Annotated in this window: 19 protein-coding genes and 1 pseudogene; 10 read left to right on the top strand and 10 right to left on the bottom strand. The window is 39.6% G+C overall.

What is annotated here, in order from left to right:
* The first annotated feature begins 74 nt into the window (after positions 1-74).
* On the top strand, positions 75-1,013 hold the full coding sequence (locus CXF74_RS02300; RefSeq protein WP_101080778.1) for a hypothetical protein: 939 nt from the start codon (positions 75-77) through the stop codon (positions 1,011-1,013).
* Between the two features lie 223 nt (positions 1,014-1,236).
* Here the strand turns inward: CXF74_RS02300 and CXF74_RS02295 are convergent, their stop codons facing one another.
* Complete coding sequence (locus CXF74_RS02295) at positions 1,237-2,403, bottom strand: MFS transporter (RefSeq protein WP_232772413.1); 1,167 nt, start codon at positions 2,401-2,403, stop codon at positions 1,237-1,239.
* A 444-nt stretch (positions 2,404-2,847) separates the two neighbouring features.
* On the opposite strand from CXF74_RS02295, the gene CXF74_RS02290 reads away from it, so the two are divergent.
* Positions 2,848-4,038, top strand: a complete 1,191-nt coding sequence (locus CXF74_RS02290) for a murein transglycosylase domain-containing protein (RefSeq protein WP_101080777.1) — start codon at positions 2,848-2,850, stop codon at positions 4,036-4,038.
* Between the two features lie 39 nt (positions 4,039-4,077).
* Here the strand turns inward: CXF74_RS02290 and CXF74_RS02285 are convergent, their stop codons facing one another.
* Positions 4,078-4,689: an arylesterase gene (locus CXF74_RS02285; protein ID WP_101080776.1), complete on the bottom strand. Its 612-nt coding sequence runs from the start codon at positions 4,687-4,689 to the stop codon at positions 4,078-4,080.
* Here CXF74_RS02285 and CXF74_RS02280 point away from each other — a divergent pair.
* The 3 genes from CXF74_RS02280 to CXF74_RS02270 all read left to right on the top strand — a co-directional run bounded on the left by CXF74_RS02280 (position 4,688) and on the right by CXF74_RS02270 (position 9,114).
* On the top strand, positions 4,688-5,392 hold the full coding sequence (locus CXF74_RS02280) for an ABC transporter ATP-binding protein (RefSeq protein WP_101080775.1): 705 nt from the start codon (positions 4,688-4,690) through the stop codon (positions 5,390-5,392). The genes CXF74_RS02285 and CXF74_RS02280 overlap by 2 nt on opposite strands.
* Complete coding sequence (locus CXF74_RS02275; protein WP_101080774.1) at positions 5,389-7,827, top strand: ABC transporter permease; 2,439 nt, start codon at positions 5,389-5,391, stop codon at positions 7,825-7,827. The genes CXF74_RS02280 and CXF74_RS02275 overlap by 4 nt, the downstream gene beginning before the upstream one ends.
* Before the next feature lie 177 nt (positions 7,828-8,004).
* Positions 8,005-9,114 (top strand): response regulator transcription factor, encoded by a 1,110-nt coding sequence (locus CXF74_RS02270; protein ID WP_157822312.1) that lies wholly within the window; start codon positions 8,005-8,007, stop codon positions 9,112-9,114.
* A 1-nt stretch (position 9,115) separates the two neighbouring features.
* On the opposite strand, the gene CXF74_RS02265 is transcribed toward CXF74_RS02270, so the two are convergent.
* The 3 genes from CXF74_RS02265 to CXF74_RS02255 form a co-directional block, all read right to left on the bottom strand.
* Positions 9,116-10,591 (bottom strand): sensor histidine kinase, encoded by a 1,476-nt coding sequence (locus tag CXF74_RS02265; RefSeq protein ID WP_101080772.1) that lies wholly within the window; start codon positions 10,589-10,591, stop codon positions 9,116-9,118.
* 295 nt (positions 10,592-10,886) lie between these two features.
* Entirely contained in the window at positions 10,887-12,068 is a 1,182-nt protein-coding gene (gene hmpA, locus CXF74_RS02260) for an NO-inducible flavohemoprotein (RefSeq protein ID WP_101080771.1), read from the bottom strand.
* A 39-nt stretch (positions 12,069-12,107) separates the two neighbouring features.
* A complete protein-coding gene (locus CXF74_RS02255; RefSeq protein WP_198552751.1) occupies positions 12,108-12,380 on the bottom strand; it encodes a hypothetical protein in 273 nt (90 codons plus the stop codon).
* A 229-nt stretch (positions 12,381-12,609) separates the two neighbouring features.
* Between CXF74_RS02255 and norR the strand changes: the two genes are divergently transcribed.
* Positions 12,610-14,202 (top strand): nitric oxide reductase transcriptional regulator NorR, encoded by a 1,593-nt coding sequence (gene norR, locus CXF74_RS02250; protein WP_101080770.1) that lies wholly within the window; start codon positions 12,610-12,612, stop codon positions 14,200-14,202.
* Positions 14,203-14,311: 109 nt separating this feature from the next.
* On the opposite strand, the gene CXF74_RS02245 is transcribed toward norR, so the two are convergent.
* Positions 14,312-14,746 carry a dCMP deaminase family protein gene (locus CXF74_RS02245; RefSeq protein ID WP_101080769.1) on the bottom strand — a complete coding sequence of 145 codons (435 nt, stop codon included), beginning with the start codon at positions 14,744-14,746 and terminating at the stop codon, positions 14,312-14,314.
* Between the two features lie 260 nt (positions 14,747-15,006).
* Here CXF74_RS02245 and CXF74_RS02240 point away from each other — a divergent pair, with 260 nt between their 5' ends.
* Entirely contained in the window at positions 15,007-16,668 is a 1,662-nt protein-coding gene (locus CXF74_RS02240; RefSeq protein WP_198552750.1) for a trypsin-like serine protease, read from the top strand.
* Between the two features lie 892 nt (positions 16,669-17,560).
* Here CXF74_RS02240 and CXF74_RS02225 read toward each other — a convergent pair.
* Positions 17,561-18,841 (bottom strand): annotated as a pseudogene (locus tag CXF74_RS02225) (chitinase); the annotation flags it as partial.
* A 262-nt stretch (positions 18,842-19,103) separates the two neighbouring features.
* On the opposite strand from CXF74_RS02225, the gene CXF74_RS02220 reads away from it, so the two are divergent.
* The 3 genes from CXF74_RS02220 (at position 19,104) to CXF74_RS02210 (ending at position 20,767) form a co-directional block, all read left to right on the top strand.
* Positions 19,104-19,496, top strand: coding sequence for a DNA polymerase III subunit psi (locus CXF74_RS02220; RefSeq protein WP_101080767.1), 393 nt, complete (start codon positions 19,104-19,106; stop codon positions 19,494-19,496).
* Positions 19,483-19,938, top strand: a complete 456-nt coding sequence (gene rimI, locus CXF74_RS02215) for a ribosomal protein S18-alanine N-acetyltransferase (protein ID WP_232772412.1) — start codon at positions 19,483-19,485, stop codon at positions 19,936-19,938. The genes CXF74_RS02220 and rimI overlap by 14 nt, the downstream gene beginning before the upstream one ends.
* Positions 19,939-20,023: 85 nt before the next feature.
* Positions 20,024-20,767, top strand: coding sequence for an RNA methyltransferase (locus CXF74_RS02210; protein ID WP_101080765.1), 744 nt, complete (start codon positions 20,024-20,026; stop codon positions 20,765-20,767).
* Here CXF74_RS02210 and CXF74_RS02205 read toward each other — a convergent pair.
* The 3 genes from CXF74_RS02205 to metK form a co-directional block, all read right to left on the bottom strand.
* Entirely contained in the window at positions 20,764-21,888 is a 1,125-nt protein-coding gene (locus CXF74_RS02205; protein WP_101080764.1) for a toxin-antitoxin system YwqK family antitoxin, read from the bottom strand. The two genes, CXF74_RS02210 and CXF74_RS02205, sit on opposite strands and share 4 nt — an antisense overlap.
* 118 nt (positions 21,889-22,006) lie before the next feature.
* Complete coding sequence (locus tag CXF74_RS02200; protein ID WP_101080763.1) at positions 22,007-22,498, bottom strand: SprT family zinc-dependent metalloprotease; 492 nt, start codon at positions 22,496-22,498, stop codon at positions 22,007-22,009.
* 61 nt (positions 22,499-22,559) lie between these two features.
* Positions 22,560-23,708: a methionine adenosyltransferase gene (metK, locus tag CXF74_RS02195; protein ID WP_101080762.1), complete on the bottom strand. Its 1,149-nt coding sequence runs from the start codon at positions 23,706-23,708 to the stop codon at positions 22,560-22,562.
* Positions 23,709-23,937: the final 229 nt, after the last annotated feature.

Here is a 23,937-nt window from a genome sequence, read left to right as displayed (position 1 = left end):
GGTTAGTTGCCTTTTATCTTCTTTTTTATGGGGAGTATTATGTTCAATTCCAATAAATATCACACTCAACCCTTATGCAATTACAACAGGGAGAGTCAGCGATTAAAAACGCGCCTATTGTTGCATTGCCTAATGGTCACACATGCATACCACAGCACTATTTACTGTTTAAGCACAGCCGTGAGAGTGTTGAAAAAATAGTTTTAGATATCAACTTTTACAAAGATTATCCCATATTTGTAGGTCTCACGGGTGAAGGTATTTATATTCAGGTTGGTGTGATCGGCTTTGATAATTACAACCGAAAACAGGGAAATAGAGATAAAAGTATTGTTTACGGGAGAAAGTGGCGAGTAGAAGAAAATTTATCAACGTCAGAAATTATTCAGACCATTTTCTTAGCAATAAAAATAGCGAGGGAACATGAGATTAGGGAGTTGTTTACATTAACCCACCATAAAAAAGTTTCGACCGTTTTTAATACCCATCAAGATTTACCTGTTTTATCCAAATTACAGCATTTATTTGAAAAGACACAAACACATGCCACCGTCGAACAACTGCAATTAGCATTAGAAAGTATTGAGTATGATAAGGCACATTTTTCTGTTGTTGCCTTTGAACAGCGAGGTAATGGAAGTTGGTTATTAGATATTGAAATGATAACTTCTGAGCATACAAGCCTGCCTGAGTTGAATCTAGCTAAAGATACGCGACTTACTTTAGTGATAAAAAGTCCATCAATAAATAGTTTTTTCCATGGACTTTTTGATGCACTCTTAGCGCTTAGTAATGACTATGTTACTAACAATTTTAGCTACCAAGGATTTACCCTATTTGATAAAAAGAATAGTGTTGTGATGATCGCAGATATATTAATTACACAGAGAAAAAGAACTGCTCTTCATTTACAGGAGGAGTTTAGCAATAATTTTAAACATACTAACCATGAGATAGATAAAACGAGAGTGCCTAAACTTTATCAAGGGAAATTGGCTGATAAAATAAAGTAAAAATTACAGGCGAAACCCACGCTCAAAGGTATTCTGCCGGCATACTTCTAGTCATCATTTATCCCCCATTATTGTCGTCGCATGTTGAATCGGGAAGTGCCGTGCGATTATCTGGATTACTGCATTAATAAAAAGAGAGGTGATGGGCTAAGTGTTATTGATTCGGAAAATAGCAACAGAGAATGGCGAACAGTATGTTCGCCATCTTATTAAGTCAGTTAATCTATACTAGCGGGCAGTTGCCTTCTGGTGCTTTAGGGATGCTTTTATAAAGCATGTAGATGCAAGTCGTGATTAAACATAAGCCTATGTAGAGTATCAATCCATGTTCGTAATGATGGAAAGAAAACGCTAATAGAGGCCCTAAAACAGAACCCGCACTGTAACTGAGTAACATCACTTCCGTGGCACTCACAATCTTTTCGCTAGGCAATGAATCGCAAGCAAGCGTGATGGCAATCGGGTATAACGCAAAGCTACACGCGCCTAAGATTAAGTAATTAAATAACAAGACCATCACTGAGCTGGTGGTTAATATTCCTATTACGCTGAGTATCGCGAACAAGCAAAAAAACGCCATTAATAAGCTTTTACTCATTCTTGGGGATAAATAGCTAACGATAGGTTGCACTACCATACCCCCTACAATAATCACCGCCATCAGCAGACCAATTTGCTCTGCGTTTTCTACTCTGCCACTGGTATACAGCGGTAGAAGCCCGTAAATCGGACCGAGTAATAACCCTGAGACTAAACATCCAAAAAGACCAGGCTGACTTAAGTTTTTAAGTTCAGAAAGGCGCATTTTATGATTTTTCTGTTGGCTAGGCTGGCCACTTTTTATTAATAATGGCGGTAACAAGGCAATCATTAATAACAGAATCACACATAAAAAAGGCGTGGCGCCGGTAATACCAATATAACCAATGGCAAGTTGCCCAAATGCGCTACCGCCGTATAGAGCGGTCATGTATAAACCTAAACGTTTAGCGCGCTGACTTTTGTTGCCGCCCATTAATAACCATGATTCAACAACTACAAAAATACCTGCCACAGAGATACCTGCAACAAAACGGCTTATTAACCAAATCGCAGCGCTGTGAAAAAATATCATGGTCACAATGGTTAATATTAATAAGCTTAGAAAGCAGATAAATGCTTTGCGATGGCCGATTTTAGAGATCACTGATTCAATGCCAGTGGCCCCCATTAATAGACCTAAATAAAAAATAGTGGCTAACCAAGGCGCAAATGATTCTGAGATTGAAAATGACGTTAATGATAACGGAATCAAACTCATTAAAAATCCGGATGCGATGGCAAAAAATAATAACCCGGCAACGGGGACAAACGTGTTATTGGATGGTGGGGTGAGTGTTGCTGTATGCACCTTGTTCTCTTTCTTAGTAATTGTTTATTAGCTGGTTCTTTAGGTGTCCTTTATCGCGTTCCATGCAAATTTTCACGGAATTTAAAGCGCTTTTCAAATAATGTAAAGTTAAATTTTGCACGTATTTCGTACGTTTTGTCACAAGCTTCTGAAGTCAAATCTATGTACGCATTAGGGGGCTCTATTTTGCTGGTGGTTACCTTTTTTTAGGTGCTTGAAGAGGCTGTGTTGTGGACTATAAAATGACAAATTAGTGGGTGAGATAACAGTCTTATTTTACTGTTTTGAGTAGGAAATATACTTGTTATGCCATCAATATATTTTCCTGAAATTTTGATGCTTATCAAGCGATGCATTTATTATTTGAATATCGACCTTGTTATTCTCAGCCTGTCTTATAATAAGCGACTTAATATAAAGTGAAGCAATAACAAGGAAGCCATAATGACGCGCACAACTTCGACCCGCTATGCTATTTTCTGCAAAAAAATAGCACTGCTTATTCCATTAATATTAATGTTGGCCAGTTGCAGTACGCAAGATTGGAAAGATCTCTCCAAGTTAACTAATAGTGACGATGCTAAGGATTATGCAAAGAAAAAAGGCGATTATTATAAAAATAACCCACAAAAAATAACCACTGACTTAAAGAAAATTCAGCAACTGTTTTCAAAGCTAGAAGGCAATGTGCGTGAGAAGTGGGGTGATCAAGAAAATGATTTTCCGACCAAACAAGTTTACGTTAAATACACTAATCAGTACCAAGACAAAGTGATTGTGAACTTTGATAAGAATTATTTACGTGTTGAAACGATTGCTCAAAAGGGATATTTACAACGACTTCAGAACTTAATGGTGCAAGCGTTACTGGCGCCGGATGATCCCAATGAAGTAGATATGTTTTCCGATAAACCTTATAAAATCACCAATAAAGAACCGTTTTTATATAACCAAGTAAAAGACAAAGATAATCAACCGATTCGCTGGCAGTGGCGCGCTAATCGTTATGCAAAAACATTTGTGGCCGCAGATATAAAATCTAAAAATGCGAACCAGAAAAAAGTGTTTTATGTCGAAATACCTTTGGTTGAAAAAAGCCAAGAGATTCGCAGTTATAAATATGCTTCACTGATTCAGCAGGCGAGTAAAAAATATAATATTAAAGAAAGTTTAATTTATGCAATTATCGAAACGGAAAGTAGTTTTAACCCTTATGCCGTTTCACATGCTAATGCGTATGGTTTGATGCAGGTGATTCCAAGTACGGCAGGGAAAGATGTGTTTAATCTGGTTAAAAAGCGCGACGATCAACCAACAAAACAATATTTATTTAATCCAGCGAATAATATTGATACGGGTACCGCGTATTTACATATTTTAAATACACGCTATTTAAAAGGAGTAGAAAAAGAGCGTTCTCGCCATTATTCAATTATTTCGGCTTATAACGGCGGGGCGGGTAATGTATTTAAAACCTTCCACAGCAATAGAACCACGGCAGTGAAAGTGATCAATCAAAAAACCAATCAGCAAACATACGATCAATTAACCCAAAAGAACCCGATTGCTGAAGCACGTCATTACTTGTACAAAGTGATTAAATTTGAGGATAAATTTTTACAAACACACCTGTAAACTAATCCGCTAGATAACCTGATTGAAATTATGCCTCTCCTATTTTAGGTGAGGCTGTAATTGCGCTTCCATAAAATCTGCAATCCAAGGCTGCGCTTGTGGTTTTGGATGTAATCCATCTTCCATCATCCATTCTGGTCTGACAATAATGTGCTCTAAAAAGAAGTCGAGTACGGGTAAATCGTAACGCTCACCAAGGCTCGGATAAATAGAGGTAAATAACTGGTTATAGCGTTTTCCATAGTTTGGAGGCACTTTGATTTGCATTAAAAATACCAGAGCAGATTTTGATTGGCTAAGTATTATCATCTGGGTTAGATTGTCAGTAATAATATTGGCTGAAAAGCCTCGTAAGCCATCGTTAGCACCTAATGCAATAAGCACGTAATCAGGTTGATACTGTGTCAATAACGCAGGTAATCGTGCCAAACCATTACCCGTTGTATCACCAGAAATACTGGCGTTAATGACGGTCGTTGGCAACTTTTGTTGTTGGTACTTTTGGTTTAATAGTACCGGCCAGCTTTGTTCTGCGGGCATGTTATAACCTGCACTTAAACTATCGCCCACAATTAATAAGCTTTTGCTTACTGCAAAGCTACTTGTGGTTGCAACGCATAGCATAAATATAAAGGAAACAAGTTTAGTCATGTCTGAGCCTATTTTAAAAGTAAAATCGCTGTCTAAATCGATTACCGCACACGGTAATACGTTATCCATTCTAAGTGATATTTCATTGCAAGTCTGCAAAGCAGAAACCGTGGCGATTATTGGTACTTCCGGTGCGGGGAAATCCACATTGATGACACTATTAGCAGGGTTAGACGTGCCCACGTCTGGTGAAATAGAATTATTGGGGCAACCCTTAAGCCAACTTGATGATGAAGCACGTGCTCAGTTACGAGGCGAGTCGATTGGTTTTGTTTTCCAAAGTTTTTTATTGATACCTTCATTAAACGCGATTGAAAACGTCACCTTACCGACGGTATTACGCGGTGAGGGTGAAGACCAAGTTAAAGCCAAAGCGTTACTTGCCTCGGTTGGCCTTGCTGGTCGAGAGTTACATTTACCCACGCAATTATCGGGTGGAGAACAGCAGCGTGTTGCATTGGCGCGTGCTTTTATGAGTGAGCCTAAAATATTGTTCGCCGATGAACCTACGGGTAATTTAGATAAAAAAACAGCGAAGAATATCATTGAGTTATTATTTGCGATGAACAGAGATAATGGCACCACACTTATTTTAGTCACCCATGATGAGCAATTAGCGGCGCGTTGCTCACGTATTTTACGCATTGATGATGGAAAACTGGTTGAGGAAATTATCACTGCAAAGGCGAGTTCTGTCTTATGAATGCAATAAGCTCCTCTAAAAAATCTACACTGAATTCCAATTTGTTATTACGTTGGAGTTGGCGAGAAATTTATTCAGCGCAATTATGGCCAGTCGTGGCTGCGTTAGTATTGATTGTTGCCTGTGTCGTCGCGCTGTCAGCATTAGCGATGCGTGTTGAAAAAGTCATAACTGCAGAAGGGCGCTCAATGTTAGCGGCTGATGTAGTGCAAACCAGTAGTTACCCGATAAACCCACTTATTATCGATAAAGCGGACCAGTTAGCCTTGCAACAATCCGCGCAAGTCAGCTTTCAGACCATGGGTTTTAGCGATACAAGTATGCACTTAATCAGTGTTAAAGCGGTTGATAGTTTTTACCCGCTACGGGGCGAGTTACGTTTAAAAACAAAACAGGAAACCCTGAGTCAGCATGTTTTACCCGGTGAGTTATGGGTTGCTAAGCGTGTGCTGGGGTTATTAGACGTGGAGGTGGGACAAACATTGGCGGTGGGTGACGCGGAGTTAGTCATTAGCGGCATTATTGAGGCCGATCCTGAACTGGTCTTTAATCCTTTTAATAGTATTCCCGCTGTTTTTATTCATGAAAGTGATATTGAAAAAACAGGGGCGTTACAAATAGGTAGCCGTGTTGAATATAAGCGTTTTTTTAATGGTGCCGATAATAAGCTAGATGACTTGCAAAACAGTGTTGAACTACAACCTGGAGAAAAGTGGTTAAGCGAAAAGAACCAAGGCAATAGTGGTGGTTTTATCAATAAGGCCAAGCAATATTTATCACTCACTATTTTGATGGTGATTGCGATGGCGAGTTTAACCTTAGTGTTGACCTGTTCTCATTATGCGAGTGGGCGTGCGCAAACGATTGCGATGCTAAAAAGCCTAGGTGCAAGCCGAGTCTGGTTAAAACGTTGGTTGATGATACAAGTGGCTATCCTGCTTGCTATTGGTTTAGTGGTGGGCTCTTTGTTAGGTATTGTGATTGAAGCGTTGTTACGTTTACCATTAACTGACGTATTACCCAAAGAGCTACCTAGTTATGGTTTTTTACCTTTCTTAATGGGCGCTTCAGTGGCGATTTTAGTCGCTATTCCTGCCTTAGGCATACCGCTTAAAAAACTCTTAGATACCCCTGCTATTAATGTATTACAACAAACTAAGAGCAAAACGAAAGCTGCTTGGTGGTTGATATTATTTCCATTATCAGCATTTATCTATTATTACTTCGATGCGTCGATGGTGTGGTTAGTGCTTGTTGGGCTGATTGTTTTATTCACTCTTCTGGCATTGGTCAGTTACGCCTGTATTTTACTGGTCAGTCGTTTTAAATGGGGACCTGCTATGTCGCTGGCAATTAGCCGTTTAAAACGCAGCCCTAAACAAAGCTTGATGCAACTGGCTGCTTTGTCAGGGTCACTGATGTTAATTGCGGTGATTTGGTTATTACGTTCAGACTTGGTGGGTGATTGGCAAAAAGCAGTACCAGAGAATGCACCAAATGTCTTCGCCGTGAATATTAATCCAACTGAATTACCTGGTTACTTAACACATTTTGATCAACGAAAAATAGAACGCTCAGAGGCGTTTCCGGTCATTCGAGGGCGGTTAAGCCATATTAATGGAACCGATGTGTATCGTGCTGAACAATATAAAGCGAACCCTGCCAATATTCTTAAACGCGAGGTTAACTTTACCTGGTTGGAAACACTACCCAGTTATAACCAAGTATTAGATGGGCAATGGGGGCAATCACAAGGAGTGTCTGTTGAGCAAAAAGTCGCGAGACAATTAGGGCTGACTATTGGTGACAAATTAACCTTTACCGTGAATAGCTTACAGGTGACCGCCGCCGTTAATAGTATTCGTGATGTGCACTGGCAATCCATGAAGCCTAATTTCATTTTTATTTTTACCCCCGATGTATTACAAAATCTACCTGCTACTTGGATGCTTAGCGCACGCGTGTCAGAGCAAGATAACGATTTATTGAATCAGTTATCTCGGGATTTTCCGACCATCAGTTTGATTGATTTTAGGGTGCTGGGTAACAAGCTACAAAGCATGCTTGCACAGGTATCTCTGTCGTTAACGGTATTGGCGTCAATCGCTGTGCTGAGTGGTATTTTACTGATGTTTACATTGTTACGTTTGAGCTTAAAACAGCGTCAAAGTGAGGTGATGTTATATCGAACTTTAGGTGCAACAAAAAAACGCATTAGCCAAACTTTATGGGCTGAATATGGCCTATTGGCAATCATTGCTGGTTTTGTTGCCACGGTAGGTGCTGAATTGCTTGTGTATAGCTTGATGCAATGGGGCTTTAAATTAACCCCCTCATTACATGTTGAAATGTGGTTGGTATTACCGATTATTGCGCTATTAATTGTACTGGGTAGTTTACGTAGTTTGTTCAAGCAGTTATTAACGCCACTTTAGCTGCTGGTATTAGTTTCCAAGAATAACGACTGAGTGTACGTATTAAGTACGCTTTACTTTTACATCGAGTTGCTTCACAAAAGAATGATGTTTAGCGTTTTTTATTCCTATGTTCACTTTAAAATGATTATTCTGGTATACACTAAAAGGCAGTATTTTCTACCTTTGGAGTTTTGTATGCCGGATAAGATTCATGTATTGATCGCTGATGATGAGCCACTTAACTTAGAGTTAATGGAAGAGATTTTAGAAGATGATTACCACGTTGACTGCGTGACGTCTGGCCAGGCGTGCCTCGATTTTTTAAAAGAAAATAAGCCTGACATTTTGTTGCTTGATGTCGCTATGCCAAATATGAATGGTTACGAAGTCTGTAAGATCATTAAAGAAGACGAAGACCTCGATTTACCGGTTATTTTTGTTTCTGCACGTGGCGCGATAGAAGACCGTTTAACGGGTTATGAAGCGGGTGGGGATGATTACCTAGTTAAGCCTTTTAATTGCAATGAGCTATTAGCTAAAGTGCAACACATGGTGGCCTTTATAAACCAGCATAAAGAGCTGGATAGTCAATTACAATGCGCTCAAGACATGAGCATGATGATTATTACTAACAGTGGTGAAGTTGGCGTTATCTTAAACTTTGTACGGAAAACCTTTGAGTGCAACGATTTAAATTCTCTCTCTGAAGCTGTTTTTGAAGCATTAGAGCAATATGACTTACATGGCACCATTCAGTATTTTGACCAACAAGAGACAATCGCGACTTATGACTTTAGTGGCATTGCTAAACCGGTGGAAATTGACTTATTAGAGCTGGCGCGATCACAAGGACGTATTTTTAATTTTAATCAACGCAGTATTTTTAATTTCGAGAATACCTCACTGTTAATAAAAAACATGCCTGAAGATGAAGAAAAAAATGGTCGTTTTTTAGATCATTTATGTATGTTAATGGAAGGTTTAAATGCGCGCTTTATTGCCATTTCACAAATGATGCAGGTAGAAAAAAATGCCGTTAAAAATAAGGCGTTATTAGAAAGTACCAAAGATGGCATGATGGCCGCCCAGAAAGGGCTTGAGTTACAGGGTAAAAAAGCCGTCACTATTTCACAGAAATTAATTCATCAGATTGAGCAAGATTTTTTATCGTTAGGATTGGACGATGACCAAGAAAGATATTTAGTGCAATTAATTGAAAGCAGTACGCAGGAAATTGCCAATATTTATGAAAAAAATGAAGCCGTAGATGAATTCTTTGGTCAAATGGTTGAAGAGCTAAAATAATTTAATTGGACTGTGAGAGCGGTATTTTGATTGTGAATGTAGCGCCTTTTTTAGGTTTCACTAAATTTTCAATCGAAATGCTCGCGTTATGATTTTCACAGATGTCTTTACAGATAGAAAGCCCCAGCCCAGTACCGCCTGCTCCCGTATTTGTCATGCTTGATTGCGAGAACTTTTCAAAGATATAATCCAATTCCTCTTCCGGTACGCCCATTCCCTGATCTTGAATAGTAATAATCGCGGTGTTGATGGCTTGCCCCGCTGTTATCACTTTTTGTTGAGAGACTTCAATAAAGATAATACCTTGCTCTGGGGAAAACTTAATCGCATTATTAAGCACATTATAAAAGACTTGGTGTATGCGTAATACGTCCATTTCGACCATGATGTTGTCATTGGGACTATCGGTGATGATGCTGATGTGTTTATTGATGATCAGGGCGTCTAATTCGGTTAATACACTATTCAATACATCGTTAATGAGCGCTTGTTCAAAATCGAAGTGCATCTCACCTGCTTCTAATTTTGATAAATCCAATAAGTTATTCAGCAGTAATAATAGGCGTGAGCCACTGGTATGAATACGATCAAAATATTTTACAATTTTATGCTTTTCAACTTTATCGATTTTATTAAGACCTAGCTCGGCAAAACCAAGAATACCTAACATAGGTGTGCGTAATTCATGGGAGATATTGGCTAAAAACTCAGATTTTTCTTTATTGGCATCTTGAGCTTGGATAACCGCTTCTTCCAATAGTTCTTGTTTCTGTTTGATCTCATTTTTCATTGAAAAGAAGGAATCGATGAGTAATTTTATCTCATCACCCTCGGTTATCTGACTGTGCTTGCCACCTTGAAAGTCTTCAATGCTTTTACGTAGTTTGATGATCGGGGTGATCACTAAATTAATGCCATACATTGCAAAAAATAACATTAACAAAAATAAAACAATTAAACTGAACATCTCATAATAAAAAAGCTTTTCAAGATTTTCATTGGCTTTACCTTGGGCGAGATTCAGGGCTTGATGTATTGTGTTTAATAGTTGTAATTTAGTAATTGGCAGTTGCTCTGATAAGCGTTGCGTATTTTTTTCTGAGGATGCAATCAAACCTTCCATTTCAAGGCGTTGTTGACGATAAAAGTCACTGTAAATAACGATGTTATTGGCTATTTCAAATTCTGGTTGCTCATCGGTATAGCCATTTTTTATGGTTAACTGTTGATGACCTTTAGCAAGCTGAGTAATTTTTTCTAACTCTTTTTTGATATTTTTAGAGGTCGACATCGAGGCATGGGTTACCTGATGATCTAGGGTACTAAGTAGCTTGTACTCACTAAAGGCGTCGTTCTTTATTTGCATAAAAAGGTTATTGAAGATGACGACATATAACAAAAGTAAAATAGCGAGAGTGGCAGAAGTACAGATAAATACTTTGGTGCGAATGGATAACGTTTCTAGTTTTAAAAGCACTATTTTTCCCCTATCAAATAACAACCTACAAAAATTATATAACGCTTATGACAAATTGCCATAAGCGTTGGGTAAAAGTGAAGTGTTGAATCGGTCGTGGGTATTGTTGGTTATATTTAGCGGGCATGTGTTTAATAAAAATGTGCAGCGGGCTGAATATCTTCAACATAGCGCTGGTGGTACATCGCATCATATTGTGCTGATTGTTGCGGGTTTTAGGGGGGCTGTTGTTATCAACCACCTGTTGTTATCAAACCACCTGAATATCAGGTGGTTCTTATTTCACTATGAGGGATTATAAATTAGCGTGTGGGCCAAAGACTTCATAAAAGACTCTGTCTACAGCCACGCCTAAGCTTAATAATTGTTGCTTAGCAAACTGCATAAACGCAACCGGACCACATAAGTAGAAGTGCCCATGTTCAATCGGTAAAGACTGCTTTGTTAAATCCATAAAGCCTTGTTTAATATTCGCCTGTGGCTGCGCAGATTCACGATACCAAGTGGTATGTAACCAATCATTCTGTGTCGCTAACTCACTCACTCGAGTTTGAAAAGAATGTTGCTGTTTATTTTCACAAGCATGTAAATAATGTACCGGTTGTTGATATTTCTGCGCTGATAATTGCTCCATCATCGATTGCATTGGTGTAATACCTACACCTGCGGATAACAATACCACGGGTTTTTGCTCATCTTTAAAGAAGAAGTCACCTGCAGGTGCTAGTAGGTTAATTTCATCTCCAACATATACGTTATCATGCAAAAAGTTAGAAACGATACCCGCTACGTTTAATGTTTCACGTTTCACTGAGATACGGTAAGTCTGACCATTGGCTTTATCGGATAATGAGTATTGGCGGATCTCTTTGTAATCACGACCTGTTGGAAAGACTTCTAAACCTAAATATTGACCAGGAATAAAGTCGATTACCGCTTTTTTATCAACGGGTTCAAAGATGAACGTTTTTACTAAGTCTGATTCCATGCGTGTTTCAATGACTTTAAATGCGCGTGTCCCTGTCCAGCCACCTGTTGCTTGTAATTTTTCTTGGTAAAGTGCCGCTTCACGGTCAATAAATATTTGTGCTAAAAACTGATATGCCAATGTCCAAGCTTCTTCCACTTCAGCGGTAAATTGTTCAGGTAATAGTTCACGTAAACTGCCTAACAAGTGCTCACCAACAATGGCGTAATGTGGTGCCTGAATACTAAAGCTTGTATGTTTCTGTGCGATACGTTCAACAGCGGTTGTGAGGGCTGCTAAGTTATCAATATTTTTTGCATAAGCGGCAATCGCTTCAAACAGTGCCACTTGTTGGCGCCCTGTATGTTGGTTACTCATATTAAAAATGTGCTGTAATTCTGGGTTCTGTGTAAACATTCTTTTATAAAAATAATCGGTTAAAGCGCTTCCTGCGTTCTCTAATAATGGCACTGTACTTTTTATTATTTGGATGTGAGTGTCGTTTAGCATAAAAGCTCCTGGGTTATAAGTTGATATAAAATTAAATAGTTAAAAATTCGTTAATGAAAAGGCGTGCAAAGCAATACAGCGCATCACGTAACCAATTTTGATAAAGGCGGCAAAAACAATGGTCGCGATATGCGCGGTGACCTGTGCTCCGATAGCAAAGTGCTGGTCAAAGCCATAGGAGATTAATAAGCTTGAGAAAACTACAATTAATGAAATAGCCATTAAGCTATTCCCGAGGGTTAAGCATTTCTGGTAATTTATTGCATTTTCAATCGGCTTAATTGTTGGCATTACATTAATTGTATTGTTCATCGCTATCACTCCATTGCTATTTATAAGTGTGATATTGCAACCTCGATGCCAATGTTGATTTAAATCAATTTAATTATTTATATTGTTATTAATCAGTCTATTATGTGTTTATTGTGTCGTGTTGTTTAATCTGGTTATTCTTGATGAGGTCTAATTGACCCTCTTTATTTGTTGTCATAATGACTCTTTGGTGTCATTATGTTATTCGCTTTAACATCCAGGAAATGTCATGAATGAAATAACCTCCTCTGCTTTATTAGCACTCGCGATAGAATCCAGTAAAAGTCTGAGCAGTAGCGATCGCTTTTCTCGTTTACTTGATACGGTCAGAAAAACCATTGCCTGTGATGCGGTCGTGCTGCTTTCTTATCATGGAGATCGTGTTAAACCGCTGGCATTACAAGGGTTAAGCCAAGACACTTTGGGTCGCCGTTTTATGCTCAATGAGCACCCTCGATTTGAGGCAATATGCCAAGCAAAAAGTGTGTTACGTTTTGACGCCGATAGCCCGCTTGCAGATCCCTACGATGGATTATTATCAGATAGAGAAGGGGATTTACCAGTTCATGCGTGTATGGGTTTGCCTTTATATTTTGATAATAAACTACTGGGGTTATTAACCTTAGATAGCCTGATGCCCAACGTGTTTGACAATATTCCTCAGCGAACCTTAGAGGTCATTAATGCCATTGCTGCGACAACATTAAACACCGCGCTAATGATTGAGCAACTACAACAGCAAGCGATTCATAACCAAAAAGTAGTGAACGAGTTAACCAATGAAGCGTTGCGCCGAGATGGTGGCGAGATTATTGGTGAAAGTGAAAAAATACAGCAATTAAAACGTGAGATAAACATTGTTGCTAGCTCTGATTTTAATGTGCTGATTTATGGTGAAACAGGGGTTGGTAAAGAGTTAGTCGCGCGCACTTTACACCAAAAATCGACACGTAATAATGGCCCATTAGTGTATGTAAACTGTGCTGCTTTGCCGGATAATTTAATTGAAAGTGAGTTGTTTGGTCATGTAAAAGGGGCCTTTACCGGCGCAGATAAAAACCGCGAAGGTAAATTTTTATTAGCACATGGTGGCACGTTATTTTTAGACGAAATAGGGGAGTTGCCACTGGCCGCACAAAGTAAAATATTACGTGCGATACAAAATAGTGAAATTCAGCCCGTTGGCCAAGATAAAATCGAATATGTCGATGTGCGTATTCTCGTGGCAACGAATCGAGATTTAAAAGAGGAAGTGAAACAGGGACGCTTCCGCTCAGATCTTTATCATCGATTAAGCGTCTATCCAATTACGGTGGCGGCATTACGCGATAGAGTGGGTGATGTCGGTTTGTTAAGTGGTTATTTTATTGAAAAAGTGAAACGCAAGCTGGGCATAAAACAGTTAAAAGCGACAACCTCTGCTTTACTGCATCTGCAACAATATGATTGGCCGGGTAATGTGCGTGAATTAGAGCATGTGATTAATCGCGCTGCGTTAAAAGCTTGTGCACGGCAGCCGGATAACAAAGTGGTTAACATTGAACCACAAGATTGTGGGCATTTAATCAACCTAAGTCATACGCAAGATGCTTTACTGTCTGATGCGCATTTACTGCATGAGGCAACACCTCAAGAGGCGAGTAAAGAAACGCTTAATTTACGCCTTGTGACAGAGCAATTTCAACGTCAGTTAATTATACAAACGTTAAGTGAAGAAAATGGAAATTGGGCTGCAACCGCAAGGCGCCTGAGTATGGACCGCGCTAATCTAAATCGCATTGCAAAACGTTTGCACATTACGATTGTCAAAACAGTGACTTAACTAGATGGATAAAAGTTAAATGGATAAAAGTTAGAACAATAAAAATTAGATCGATGAAATAAAAACGGCAACCCAATGGTTGCCGTTTTTATTAGTCAATATTCACTGGTTAGCTTGTTTGTAACCACTCAACCGTCACACCTGCTTGATTAAACATAGTCTCACTGAGTTTAATTTTGTCTCCCCAGCGTGATAAGAAGTCTTCACTTTGTGCAGGGCAATGCACCACACTAATACCTGTTTGGATAATCTTTGCTGCACAATTAGGGCAAGGGAAATGGGTCACCCAAATTTCACAGCCACTCAAATCGCGTTTTGCATAAAGAAGCGCGTTCTCTTCTGCGTGCAATGTTTTCAGTAATTTTAGCTCTCTGGTATCGGTTTCAGCACTATCAGAAATACCGTGCGGATAACCATTAAAACCTAACGACACAATACGGTTATGTTCGGTAATGACAGCGCCCACTTGTGTCGATGGATCTTTGCTCCATGAGGCAACTAACTCAGCCATTTGAAGAAATCGTTCAGCCCATTTAGATATCATAATTATCCTTTGTTGTAAGGTGTAAGGTGTAAGTGGTAAGTAACTGTTGATGCACTGCATGATACAGGTTTAGTTGCTTTTTGAATAAACAATTCATCTTAAACACGATTGTAAAAATGGCTCACAAAAGTGATTTTATGAATGTTATTTCTGCGAGGGTATGCACATTATATTAACAATAATCAGCAATTATAGGTGCTATTATTCGTTGCGTTGTCAGTGTTGTTTTGATGACTTTTCGCAATATAAAAGGATTTTATATGAAAAAGTTAGGAAAATTATCGTTAGTCTCGATGCTGTTATTACCCACTACGGTTATTGCTGGCGAAACTATGCAGCCACGTATTGTTGGTGGATATGATGCAAACCCCGAAGATTGGAAGTTTTATACACAATTAGTGAGCAAAACGGGTAACCGTTCATATTGTGGTGCGAGTTACATCGGAGATGGTTTTGTATTAACGGCAGCACATTGTGTTGAAGGAGACGCACCTTCTAGCATCGCTGTAAAAGTGGGCGGTTATAGATACGGTGGAACAGATGGCGAACGAGCAAACGTAACACAGGTGTATGTTCACCCAAGTTACAGTAAAAAGAACTTTGCGAATGATGTTGCCTTGTTAAAACTAGATCGTGTTTTAGCTAATGCCGTTATGGTTGATATTGCCGAAGGATCGGTAGCGCAATATGTACGTGCGGGAGATGCTTTAACCGTTGCTGGTCTGGGCCGTTTATCTGAAGGCGGTTCATCACCTACTGTATTGCAAGAAGTAGACGTACCATTACTGACTGATGCGATGTGTCGTACTGCGGGTGGTAATTACACCACAGTGGGTGAGGTTTCATTTTGTGCGGGTGTTGCTGAAGGCGGCATTGATTCATGCCAAGGTGATAGCGGTGGCCCTATTGTTGTAAACCAAGCGGGTAAAGTGACACAGTTAGGGATTATAAGCTGGGGAATTGGCTGTGCACGTGCTGGTAAATATGGTGTATACAGTGATATTGCAGCGCTTCGTCCTTGGATTGATAGTGTGCTTAACGACACTGTCGGTAATGTGGCTGTGGGTTATACACAAAAACAAGCGTTATCAAGTTTTGTGGTGGGTGAGCTTAAATCGCATGACTTTACAGTGAAAAATACCGGTGATACTGAATTTAACTTTAATACGCTTGAAGTAGCGAGTTACGGCGTTGCAAATAATGTAGTTATTGCATCGGATGACTGTTCAGCGACAACATTACAGCCAGCACAAAGCTGTGTAGTCAATGTTGAGTTTGGCGCATCTCAAAGTGGTACTGCAACGATTAAATTAAACTTTGATATTGATAAAAACACCACAAAGTATTCGGCAACAGTGAATGCGATTGCAACAACTGATCTACCTGCTGGTGGATGTAGTGCGCCATGGAATGCTAGCCAAGTATACAATACTGACGATCAAGCATTATCTGTGGGTCAAATATGGCAAGCACAGTGGTGGACAAAAGGTACTGATCCATTCACTGCCGGTGAATGGGGTGTTTGGAAAAGTATTGGCATTGCAGACTGTGACGGTACTAAACCGACGCCAGTCGTGACACCGACTCCAGTCGTTACGCCTACACCAGTTGTTACGCCGACTCCAGTTGTTACGCCTACGCCAGTCGTTACACCTACGCCAGTCGTTACACCTACACCAGTTGTTACGCCTACTCCAGTCGTTACGCCTACGCCAGTTGTTACGCCTACTCCAGTTGTTACACCTACTCCAGTTGTTACACCTACTCCGGTAGTGGGTGATTCAACTTGGAATGCTGATACTATTTACAACACTGGCGACAGTGTTGTAGTGAATGGTACCACTTACATTGCTGGTTGGTGGACTAAAGGCGAAGAGCCTGGCACAACAGGTCAATGGGGAGTATGGAAAGCCGTTAAATAAGCTTTTTTCAACAAACCATATTAAGGGATGTAATTGCATCCCTTTTTTATTGTCATATTTATCTCTCTGACAGTCGTTACCTATGCAGTGATCCAAGCTTGAATACTGCTTGGGAAAACAATCATTAACCCAATTTAAACGCTAATTTTTTTATTGTATAGATAAGAGGATCTTCTTTTTAGTGCTCAGTATTGAGCTGTTTTTATAATACTAGTGGGCTGAGGGGCAGATAAAGTCGCTTATTAAATGGATTAAAACGCAGGCAAAAAAAATCCTCAACCTTGTAAAAGATTGAAGATTTTTATTAGAATAATTTAGAAAGGGCTAATTAAAGCTTTTTCCAAACACCCCATGTTCCAGCTGTCTTAGGATCTTCACCCTTAGTCCACCACTGTGCTTTATAAGTTAACCCACCAACAACAACAGTATCACCAGAAAGGTAGATAGTGCTTGTATTCCATGTGTCATTACCAACAACTGGTGTAGGCGTAACAACAGGTGTTGGTGTAACAACAGGCGTTGGTGTAACAACAGGTGTTGGTGTAACAACAGGTGTCGGTGTAACGATAACAGGTGTTGGCGTCACGATAACAGGTGTTGGTGTCACGATAACAGGCGTTGCTGTTACGATAACAGGTGTTACTACCACTGGAGTATCAGAACAAGGTACTTCATTCCAGAACCATGATGCTGCTGATGGAGCTTCCCATAGACCAGGGTTGTTTTGAGCTTCAAAACATGAACCATTGTAAGAAACAACCTGACCATTAGTTGCTTTCGTTTTACCTGGTATAAATGGTGTTATATCACCAATGACTGGAGTTGGCGTTATTACAGGTGTAGGCGTCACTACCGGAGTCGGTGTTATTACAGGTGTAGGCGTAATTACAGGTGTCGGTGTAACTGGAGTTCCTCCGATTACACGTACTTCAGGCCAGCTTGCATGTGAGCCAAATTTGTTAGTCACACACTTCTCATAATCGCCTGGTACAAGTGCAGAGTAAGCCGTTTGGAAACCCACTAATGAACATTCAAAAGACTGACCTTCTGGACGTTCTGCGTAATATTTCCAGTTACCATCCCAGTTAGTATAAAGCACATCCGTTGCGCCATTTAGGTTGATGCTACCGTAGGGAGTTTGTTGGAAACAGGTGTTTTTCTCGTCTGATTCGATTGGAATTTGGTAATGCTCAGATAACCCTTCCCAGTAACGAATACGGTTTACTGGTTGTCCTTTTGTTTTGTTTTGCTCACCACACTCGATACCCCCGTTAATTACGTTGATTGTTGTACCGAATCCGTAAGTAATACCGGCTGCCGTTTCACGCTCAGAAGGAGACCAAGTGCGGTCAATAACGTGTAACATTGCTGGTTTTGGTGCCTGTGGTGTTAAGAAGAACCAAATTGCAGAAGCCAAGTTTAACCAAGAGTCTGCCACTAAACCTGGGTTATCAAGCAATACAGTTGCATCACCGTCATACATGACTTCAGAAAACATACCGTAGTTAAAGTGGTAAGAAAGTTGTTTAGCACCACGACCAAAGTAACCTTGGCCAGCAGCACAAGGCCAGCGCGCGTTTTGCCAATCATTTTGACCACAACCGGTAGTGTAGCCTTCTTGACCTTCAGCCCAGCCCATTTCACGTACGTGAACTAAAGCTTGTTGCCATTCTTCCAATGCCAGTGGGTTATCCCAAGTGTTTTCTAGAGCAATGTGTCCGCCAGTTTCTTGAGAGAAGTGAGCAAATGCCGTTACGATTGATTTCTTACAAATCGCATCAGAATCACGGCCATCGGTGTATTCGCCACAGAAAGCGGGGAACTTAGCGATTGCGCGTAAGAAACGAGTGTAAGTATATTCTGGTGCTGCCATTTGTGTTAAGAAATCCCACTCAGATTGAGGGAATACACGTTCAACACGTTTAACATTTTCAGGATTAGTTGATAAACCTGGTTCAACCGCTTCTACAACAGTGTTTGGGCGTGTTTCTAGCGCTTTTGCCCAAACGTCATACATAGGGTTAAGTGTTTTTGCGTCTTCAGCCGCTTGAATTTCTGTCGATGTTACCGTGTAACCGGTTGGGTTTTGCGGATCAGGTTGTGGGTTCATTGCGTAAGCATTTGCTGCAATGCCCATACCGATTAGGGTAGAGAGTATTGTTTTCTTAAACATAAAATATTTCCTTATTAATATGCCAATCCTAGGCATAGTTCCATTTTGTTCTGACGTTGTGCGTGTCAGACAAATCCTTTTTCTAAATGTAGATAAAAGTTTGACTTTTGATATTAAACTGCTATTTAGGCTCCTCATAATGGGTATAAATTGGAGTGATGTCAAGATGAGCAATAAGGCTTGATGATCTAGATCTTTTCTTTTCGGATCTTTTTTATTCAATGCTATTATTGGCACCTATCTTTTCACTGCTGAGTTTTTTATGTTGCACCAAAAAGCACTTTATCTTCAAGAAATGGGCATCACCCACTGGCAAGTACGTAAACCTGCTCTATTTGCGCAAGGCAGTGGTTTTCCGATGCTCGATCTCAGTGAATGTAACCTTTTGTTTATCTGTGCTGAGGGCGAATTTGAGCACCCTTTAACACTGGCAATATTAAAAGCTTTTAATATAAAAGAGAGTGATGTTTGTTGCTGTAGCTTAGAGCAATTTGAAAATCAGCAGGGCAACTTACCGGCTGTTATTTGGTCGACATTAGGCGATGTAAAACAAGTCAGGGGCCATGGTTTATTAACCTCTCCTTCGATTACACAACTGACCCAATTACCACATGCGAAAAAACAACTATGGGAGCAATTCTGTGCTTTGCAGTAAATCATTAAATATTGTCCCGATGGGTTTTGCTGATATAAACGCAGTAACTAAAATTGAACAACAATCACATAGCCACCCGTGGTCTGAAAAACTATTTTTAAGTAACTTCGGCCAACGTTATTTTAATCACTTAATACAGCTCAATGATGAAGTGATTGGTTATTTTGTCGCGAGCGCTGTCGCAGGTGAAGTGACATTGATGAATATTGCCATTTCGCCTGATTATCAGGGAAAAGGCGCAGGCCAAGTTTTGTTGCAGTTTTTATTGGATTATAGCCGTGAAAATGATCAGCAAGAGATTTGGCTCGAAGTAAGATCTTCGAATAAAAGTGCAATTCATTTGTATCAAAAATTAGGTTTCTCGGAGGTAGATATTCGTAAAGCCTATTACCCTGCAGAGAAAGGCCGTGAAGACGCAGTGATCATGTGTTGTTACTTGTAACTTCAATCTAATTTAGCGCTCGTTTAAGCGAGAGGCTAAGCGCATCATTTAATGTGTTACTTATTACCGAATTCAGGAATAAAGAATGATTTCCAAAAATCAGTTAAAACTAATCAAAGCACTTGAATCAAAAAAACAACGTAAAAAAAACGGTCTCTTTTTGGTGCAAGGTGAAAAAAATGTAGCTGAACTATTTAACTCTAATTTTTCAGTACAACAGTTATATGCCACGGCTGATTATATTAATAATAACGGTGCATTATTAACTGAGCATAATTTGATCCCATTAGTGGTCGAAGCAAGCGAAGAAGACTTAAAAAGAGCGGGTACGCTAGTCTCGAACAACAGTGTGTTAGCGATTGTTAAGTGTAAAGAGGTCGCGTTACCTGCAATTGCAGAAAATGAGCTGATTTTGGTATTAGACCAAGTTGGCGACCCTGGAAATTTGGGCACCATTTTACGAGCTGCAGATTGGTACGGAATCAAAAATGTAGTCTGTAGCCCCGACTGTGCTGATTTTTATAACCCTAAAGTGATTGCCGCGACAATGGGGTCTTTTGCGCGAGTCAGTGTTTCTCATACTGAGTTAGTCGAGTATTTAAATGTGCAAACTAAACCTATTTATGGTGCATTTCTTGAAGGTGAGAACATTCATAAGGCACACTTAAATAAGAGTGCCTTTATTGTTATGGGCAGTGAGTCTCATGGTATTTCAGCACCTGTTGAGCAATTCATAACAGACAAAATTACCATTCCTAATTTTGGCCAAGCGGAATCATTAAACGTCGCCATGGCAACGGGTATTATCCTAGATAACTTTAAGCGCTAGTTAATCAGTTTTTCCATCTCATTCTTACTTAACCAAAGAAAATAGCCATTAAGAAAACTGCTATTTTCTTTGGTGACTTTTCCGTTGTTATAATGGCGTGCTACTTTTAGATTTCCCTGATCATCAAACTCTTTTAAGAGGCCATCAGCCTTAGAGTCTTTCATGGTCAGTTCATATTTTAAAAAGCCATTTTCATGGAAAAAACGTTTTGCGCCATTTTGTTTATCATGATGATAAATGATCTGTTTTTTCAACTGTCCATGTTGATAATATTCGTTATAAATTCCTTCTCGCAGACCTTGCTTGTAATAAGATTGCCAGTGTAATTCCCCGTTAAGATAATAACCGCTACTGCCACCATGTTGCTGATTATGTTGGTAAAGCTGCTCCAGCTTAATGAGACCATTCTCATAGAAGGTCAGTGTTTTGCCATGACGTAAATTATTCGCGTAATTTACGCTACTGATTAATTGGCCTGTCTCGTTGTATTCTTTTGAGAGGCCATTCTTGTTGCCATTAAGGTAAGCATGTTGAGAGTGTAAATTACCACTCTCAAAATATTGAAACTTAAAGTGCGAGAGTAATCTTCCTTGTTGATAGATCCATTTATCTGAGCGCTGACCATTACGTGAAAATGCCTCCTGCGTACCTTCGGGTAATCCGTGCTTAAAATAGGATTTTTTAGCAACGACTCCGGGCGTGTAATAAGAGATAGAAAAACCGTGCTTTTTACCTTTTTGATACTGCTGAGTACGCCAGATATCACCATTTTTTGAATAATGGCTGACTAACCCCTGTTTAAGGCCTTCAACAGACGTTGACTGTATGGAAAGCTCACCACTTTTATAATAGGTATAATTTGCTTGGCTTACTTTGATATTGTTTTTGTAGGTAATAACATAAGCTAACTGGCCACTTGCATGGTAAGTTTTTGTTTGTTCAATCAGTGGTTTTGCTGGTGTGTTTTCCGTCGGATCTGATTTTTGTAATGGTTTGTTTTTTATTAATAGCTCAGTTTCTGGAGAGGCAGATAGCACTTCATCTTGGTTATTTTTAGTGCTTTGGTTACTACAGCCTACTAGGCTAAAAAAGGTGAGGATAAGTGTGAGTTTGAGCTTCATTATTGTTTTAATGTCCTTTTAATACAATAAGTTACAGTATTTTAGTGGTGATTTCATTACTTTAAGGAGAATAATACAGCTCTATGACTATTTAGCAAACAGTATCCTATAATTTATATCAATTTTCTGCTTCAAAGGTGAGCAGTGATTGACATAATTTACACTTGTAATGATTACCTTTAAGCACTTTATTATGACGTCTGATGGTTAGCGTATGTGTTGTACATGCACAACGATAATGAAACTGCTTACCTATCACATCATTTATATCGAGTTGGTGGGTGGTTAATGCGGGGCGTTGAAAAACCGCTACCATGACGCTTTGCCACTCTTTACCGTGTGGGCGAACGTTTCCATAGAGTTGAAAGGTGATGAGATGCGCGACTTCATGGGGAATGACTTGCTGGAAAAACTCTTCTTTATTATTGATAAAGAGAATGGGGTTTATTTTTATCAGGTTACGTTGCAGGTGTGCTGTGCCAGCAGCTCTGCCACGTTGGTTAAAGAGATAAGTAGGGCGTTCAAAAGCGCGAACAAAAAAGCACTCAGCTTCGATGAAGAAATGTTCTCCTTGAAGCTTGAGTGCTTTTTTATCTTCTTCTGTCAGCATGCGACTATTAATATACGAATAGCGCTAAGCAATTTTATAGCAAAGCGCGATGTGCATACCTTTAGAATGCGTCTGATTTCAGATCTTCAACTTTGTTTAATGATTCCCAAGGGAATTCTGGACGACCAAAGTGTCCGTAAGCAGCTGTTTTCTGGTAGATAGGTTGAATCAGATCTAACATTTCGATTAAGCCGTATGGACGAAGATCGAAGTGCTTACGAATAAGTTCAATGATTAAACTCTTAGCTACTTTCTCTGTACCAAATGTTTCTAAACTAATAGACGTTGGCTCAGCAACACCGATTGCGTAAGAAACTTGAATCTCACAACGATCAGCAAGACCAGCCGCCACTAAGTTTTTAGCTACATAACGTGCTGCATAAGCGGCACTACGGTCAACTTTTGATGGATCTTTACCTGAGAATGCACCGCCACCGTGACGTGCAGTACCGCCGTAAGTATCAACGATAATTTTACGACCGGTTAAACCACAATCACCTACTGGACCACCAATAACAAAACGGCCTGTTGGGTTAATTAAGAATTTAGTGTGCTCAGAAAGAAGATTAGCCGGTAATACTGGCTTGATGATCTCTTCCATTACCGCTTCAACTAAGTCTTTTTGTTGAATGTCTTCAGAATGCTGTGTTGAAAGTACCACTGCATCAATGCCAACAATCACGCCATTTTCATAAGCAAAAGTTACTTGGCTTTTTGCATCTGGACGTAACCAGTCTAGTTGGCCACTTTTACGTACTTCAGCTTGTTTTTTAACAAGTTGGTGTGCGTAAGTAATAGGGGCTGGCATGTATTCTTCTGTTTCGTTTGTTGCGTAACCAAACATTAAACCTTGGTCGCCAGCGCCTTGCTCACGTGGGTCGCTACGGTCAACACCTTGATTAATATCAGGAGACTGTTTACCAACAACATTAAGAATTGCACAAGAATCAGCATCAAAACCTATATCAGAGCTTGTGTAACCAATATCACGCACTGTTTTACGTGTGATTTCTTCGATATCAACCCAAGCGTTAGTGGTGATTTCACCGCCAACCATTACCATGCCTGTTTTAACATAGGTTTCACAAGCAACACGTGCTTTTTTATCTTGCTTTAAAATAGCATCAAGTACCGCATCAGAAATTTGATCGGCGATTTTATCTGGATGACCTTCAGAAACTGATTCTGAGGTAAATAAGTCACGTGACATGTGAGCTCCTAGCTAGTTATTTTATAAATTCGTTTGGATGTTTTTACATCTAGACGTCTATCTTACCTTTTTTTATGACGAAAGCCACATTATTTATTTCTCTGTACTTAATGTCATTTACAATTACACAAAATATTATTAACCCGAGAACGCACCAAAGCGACTTTGCATCTTTTGCTGTCATCGGTATATACTGCGCCTTCGCCCTTTTTTTAGCCGTTTATTGTTC

Source organism: Psychromonas sp. Urea-02u-13, from assembly GCF_002835995.1.
Taxonomy (GTDB): domain Bacteria; phylum Pseudomonadota; class Gammaproteobacteria; order Enterobacterales; family Psychromonadaceae; genus Psychromonas.
Note: the sequence above shows the minus strand (reverse complement) of the source record. Positions and strands in the feature narration are given on the sequence as shown.